General features: G+C 42.1%; 6 protein-coding genes. 4 read left to right on the forward strand and 2 right to left on the reverse strand.

What is annotated here, in order from left to right; genetic code table 11:
* The 4 genes from WB217_RS19420 to WB217_RS19435 form a co-directional block, all read left to right on the forward strand.
* The coding region (locus WB217_RS19420; protein WP_423994991.1) for a 7-cyano-7-deazaguanine synthase at positions 1 to 254 on the forward strand (254 nt) is incomplete at its 5' end.
* A 2-nt stretch (positions 255 to 256) separates the two neighbouring features.
* Positions 257 to 733: a 6-carboxytetrahydropterin synthase QueD gene (gene queD / locus WB217_RS19425; protein WP_423994992.1), complete on the forward strand. Its 477-nt coding sequence runs from the start codon at positions 257 to 259 to the stop codon at positions 731 to 733.
* Entirely contained in the window at positions 726 to 1,451 is a 726-nt protein-coding gene (queE, locus tag WB217_RS19430) for a 7-carboxy-7-deazaguanine synthase QueE (RefSeq protein WP_423994993.1), read from the forward strand. Before queD ends, queE begins: the two co-directional genes overlap by 8 nt.
* Before the next feature lie 19 nt (positions 1,452 to 1,470).
* The gene (locus WB217_RS19435) at positions 1,471 to 2,010 is read left to right on the forward strand and encodes a VUT family protein (protein WP_423994994.1); all 540 of its coding nucleotides are present in this window, start codon (positions 1,471 to 1,473) and stop codon (positions 2,008 to 2,010) included.
* 54 nt (positions 2,011 to 2,064) lie between these two features.
* Here WB217_RS19435 and WB217_RS19440 read toward each other — a convergent pair whose 3' ends face one another.
* Complete coding sequence (locus tag WB217_RS19440) at positions 2,065 to 2,697, reverse strand: hypothetical protein (protein ID WP_423994995.1); 633 nt, start codon at positions 2,695 to 2,697, stop codon at positions 2,065 to 2,067.
* 17 nt (positions 2,698 to 2,714) lie between these two features.
* Positions 2,715 to 4,094 (reverse strand): selenium-binding protein SBP56-related protein, encoded by a 1,380-nt coding sequence (locus tag WB217_RS19445; RefSeq protein WP_423994997.1) that lies wholly within the window; start codon positions 4,092 to 4,094, stop codon positions 2,715 to 2,717.
* Positions 4,095 to 4,396: the final 302 nt, after the last annotated feature.

Raw genomic sequence — 4,396 nt, forward strand, 5'->3', positions numbered from 1 at the left:
GGGATATTTTCATTAAGTCGTTGAACGTCACATTGAACCTTTCAATGGATAAAAATTTTGTCATACACACGCCTTTGATGTGGCTGAATAAAGCGGAGACCTGGAAGCTCGCAGATGAACTGGGTGCTTTTGAATTTGTCCGTACCAAAACCTTAACTTGCTATAATGGCATCATCGCAGACGGCTGTGGAGTTTGCCCGGCCTGTCTGCTGAGAAAAAAAGGGCTTGATGAGTTCTTGGAAGGAGCTGTTTAATCATGTTCGGTTTCCGTATTGTAGAGCAGCTTCAAAAAATAGATCATGATATTAAGAGAGAACAGTTAAAATATCATTCAAAACGTGTGCTCGTCAGCAAGGAATTTACCTTTGATTCTGCCCATCACCTTCATGCTTATGAAGGGAAGTGCAAGAATCTGCACGGTCATACCTATAAAGTTATTTTTGGGCTGAGCGGCTTTGTCGATGAGCGTGGCCTGATGATCGACTTTGGCGATATTAAAGAAATTTGGAAGTCGAAAATTGAAATCTATCTAGATCATAAATACTTAAATGAAACACTTCCTCCGATGAATACAACTGCTGAAAATATGGTGGTTTGGATTTATGAAAAAATGGCGGAAGCCCTTATAGAAAGACAGAATCAATATGATGGCGCGAAAGTGGAGTTCGTTCGCCTCTATGAAACTCCGACAAGCTATGCCGAAGCAAGACGGGAGTGGATGGAGCTTGAGTAAGATACCAGTTATCGAAATATTTGGTCCAACCATCCAGGGTGAAGGGATGGTTATAGGACAGAAGACCATGTTTGTGCGAACCGCAGGCTGTGACTACTCGTGCGCATGGTGCGATTCTTCTTTTACATGGGATGGGTCTGGGAAAGATCTGATCACTCAGATGACCGCCGAGGAAATATGGGCTCAATTGCAGTTGCTTGGCGGCGAGGGTTTTTCATATGTAACGATATCAGGCGGAAACCCAGCTCTCTTAACCAATTTATCTAGTTTGATAGCTTTGTTAAAAGAGAAAAATATAAAAATTTGTCTGGAGACCCAGGGCAGCAGGTGGCAGGATTGGTTTTTACAAATTGATGAACTGACCCTTTCTCCCAAACCGCCAAGTTCAGGGATGATTACGGACTACAAAATTTTGGATAGTATCATTGATCGTGTTAAGCACCAGACAGTCCAAAATGTCAGCTTGAAGGTCGTAGTCTTTAATGATGCAGACTATGAGTATGCCAAAACAATCCACATGCGTTATCCAGAAATTCCATTCTTTTTACAGGTTGGAAATGATGATATTACGACAGCAGAAAATGACAGGTTAGTTTCAAGCTTACTTGATAAATATGAATGGCTTGTCAATAAAGCAATGCAGGACCACGACCTGAAAAACGTTAGAGTGCTGCCTCAACTGCACACGTATATCTGGGGAAACAAAAGAGGAGTATAGATTAATAGGAGGGAATATGATGAGAATCTTTTTATATTTAATTTCAATCATTACTGCTAATGTTATAACAGCGGCATTTGCGCCGCTTCATTTAGGAATGTTCATTGTGCCAATGGGAACATTGCTCATTGGTGCTACTTTTATATTCCGTGACCTTGTCCAGAATATGTATGGCCGTGCTAAAACATATCTGTTCATCGGTGCAGCTCTTATTCTTTCAGCTATTGTTTCTTTCATCCTGGGAGACACACTTTTAATTGTATTTGCTTCCGCATTGAGCTTTGCAGTAGCGGAAACGACTGACACTGAAATTTACACAAGGTTGAAGCTGCCAATGAGCTGGAGAGTTTTTTACAGCGGCTTGGTAGGCGGGCTGCTTGATTCCGTTATTTTTGTCGTTATTGGCTTAAGTCCACTAGGCGCAAATTTCCTTCCCTGGGAAGCAGTGCCTGCAGCCATTTTAGGACAGGTGATTGTCAAAACGCTCATTCAGGCAATTGGCGCGATGCTATTAAACCCTATAAGCAATATATTCAATAATAAAGCTGTTTCAAATTAAAATGACAAAAGGTGCTGAATGAAAAATTCAGCACCTTTTCTTTTCCTCTTTAAATCAATGAATATGCTCTTGGCCCAGACCACCGCCCATTATGAATAAAACAGCCCCCACTGCAATTAAAAGAATGGCCCAGACTAATTCAAAATTGACTAGATACTTTTTAAATTTCGCTATTCCTAAATGATAGACTGAAAGGGAAATAACAGTCATGGAAGTTAACATAGCCATTTCATGCACAATCCATAGGGGCACAAGGTCTATGATGCTTGAAGCTTCAAGAATAAATGGCGCAAATAACAGCCCAGATCCATGTGTGGATGAGGCCAGGAATGACCAGAGGATAAGTTGCCCATAGCCTACGTTCAATCCGCCAGCCCACTTGAAATGGCGGTAATACCGAAACAGCCTGTAAAAACCATAAACAACGATGAATGCAGCTATAGATAAGTGAACAGTGCCAGCAGGCAAATGGAATCGAGCAAATGTCTGAGCTGCAATGACAATCCCGTCTCCTAACACTTGGCCTGTGGCAATTGGAATGATTGCATAAAACAATACACGTTTTTGATTCCTATGAATGGCTAAAAATACTGCGAATAACCAGCCCATTGCAGGGTTTATCCCATGGAATGCACCAAGGAGAGCGGCTGCGGCCATCTGGCTTTCATGGGAAAATAAAGCTTCCATTTGCATTCACTCCCGATTCACGGATAGCAAAAAGTATCTGTAGAGCAATCGCCGCCTTCGAGCCTGATTTGATGAGCTCTCATTCCTTCGAACTCAATAAGGAAGTCAGTATCAATTTCCATGCCACCCTCTGGTTTTACGTTCACCTTTACCATAGCTCCCTGGATTCCACCCGGATAAAATTGTTCATCCCACGCCTTATACAGAGAGTTGGTAAAATACACCCGCTTTCCATCCCGGCTCAATTCCACCATCTGCGGCCCTCCTGTGATTTGCTTACCAGATGGGTGGGGAATTGGTGAGGCTATTCCGCCAATTTTAACAGTATCGACTAGCTTAGGGTTAAATGGGTCACTGACATCATATTGAATTAATTCTCCGGTTCCCCAACAGCTTACATATAAATATTTGTCGTCAAGCGAGAGGACCATGTCCGTTACTAATGGTGGAACAGCTCCAATATCCTTTAAAGCAGGAGGGAGCTCTTCAGCTGGTGTCGGGACAGCTGGAATTTCTATAATTTTCTTTGCCTCCCACTTCCCGTCTTCGCGATACCATACCCAAATGGAACTCGCAAGATTCGTCACATCTATGACTACACTTGCAAAACCATATGTCTTGCGAGGATTATGGGCAGGCCTCAATTCAAGGACCATTTGATGCTGATCACCGAAATCAATCTCCTGAACATGGCTTCTGGTGCGGCTATCAAAGAAATGGAGACTATGACCATATTTTCTTTGTAATAACGCATCCAATTTTAAGCCGTTTTCAAATAAATCCGGGGTTGCCCAACCGCTTGATACGGTCACATCATGTGCAATATGCCACCAGAAATCATATGCATAGTGCTGTGGACCTCGATCCATTTCCCAGGCACCCAATACATTAAAATTGAAATGATCAAGCAAGAGTATGCCGCCAGGTCCGCCATCACCTTCGGCTGCACCGAGGGCACTTATGAAAATACCTTCTGGTCCACAGTGAACAGTGTGAAGGCGGCTGTAGCCAGTTCGTTTTTTAATCTCTTCAGGCTCAATCGTTTTGATGATTCTTGGTTTGCGAGGATCAGGCTTTGTATCAGCGATATATATACGTGAAGAACGGATGCCGGGAAGAACTAGATACCTCCTTTCCAGCTGTGGATGAAATGCAGTTGGGCAAAGAGCTGAGCTGCAGGCATTCCAGCCAAAATGGTGAAGCTCATCATCCCCAGCACCCGGTAAACCAAGTTTATAAATTAGTTTTCCGTATGAAGGGGAGGCGGGATCAAGATCAACAACACCAATGGCGTCTGGATCTAACAATGCTACATAAGCTAGATTTTCGGGTGGTGCGTCCATAGCTGATCGAGGAGAAGGATAAAATGAGGGATCTGTACCAAATAATTTCGTCACAGTAGAATCATCCTTTCTTGTTGTCAGTAAAGGAGAACACTATAATTTATTTTAAATCCTATGGTTTTAGTCGCCTTTTTTTCCTGGACTGCCTGTTTTTCTTATTAAGAATGAATTGTTCAAGATAATTTTTTCATTTAATCCCTAAATGCAATTCAAAAAATACTAAGAAAAGATACCCCGCAAAGTTTGATAAGTATCCGATTACAACTTCATCATCAAATCAACAATTGGTGCAAAAACAGCCTATAAAAAAAGAAGGGCATCTGCCACTTCTTTTAAAACATAAAGGTTGTTTAACT

The organism is Mesobacillus sp., from assembly GCF_049588175.1.
Lineage (GTDB): Bacteria > Bacillota > Bacilli > Bacillales > Cytobacillaceae > Mesobacillus.

What these genes read in the sequence shown, in the direction of transcription:
- queD (WP_423994992.1), top strand. Translation starts at nt 257, where the DNA reads ATGTTCGGTTTCCGTATTGTAGAGCAGCTTCAAAAAATAGATCATGAT.
- WB217_RS19435 (WP_423994994.1), top strand. Translation starts at nt 1,471, where the DNA reads ATGAGAATCTTTTTATATTTAATTTCAATCATTACTGCTAATGTTATA.
- WB217_RS19440 (WP_423994995.1), bottom strand. Translation starts at nt 2,697, where the DNA reads ATGGAAGCTTTATTTTCCCATGAAAGCCAGATGGCCGCAGCCGCTCTC.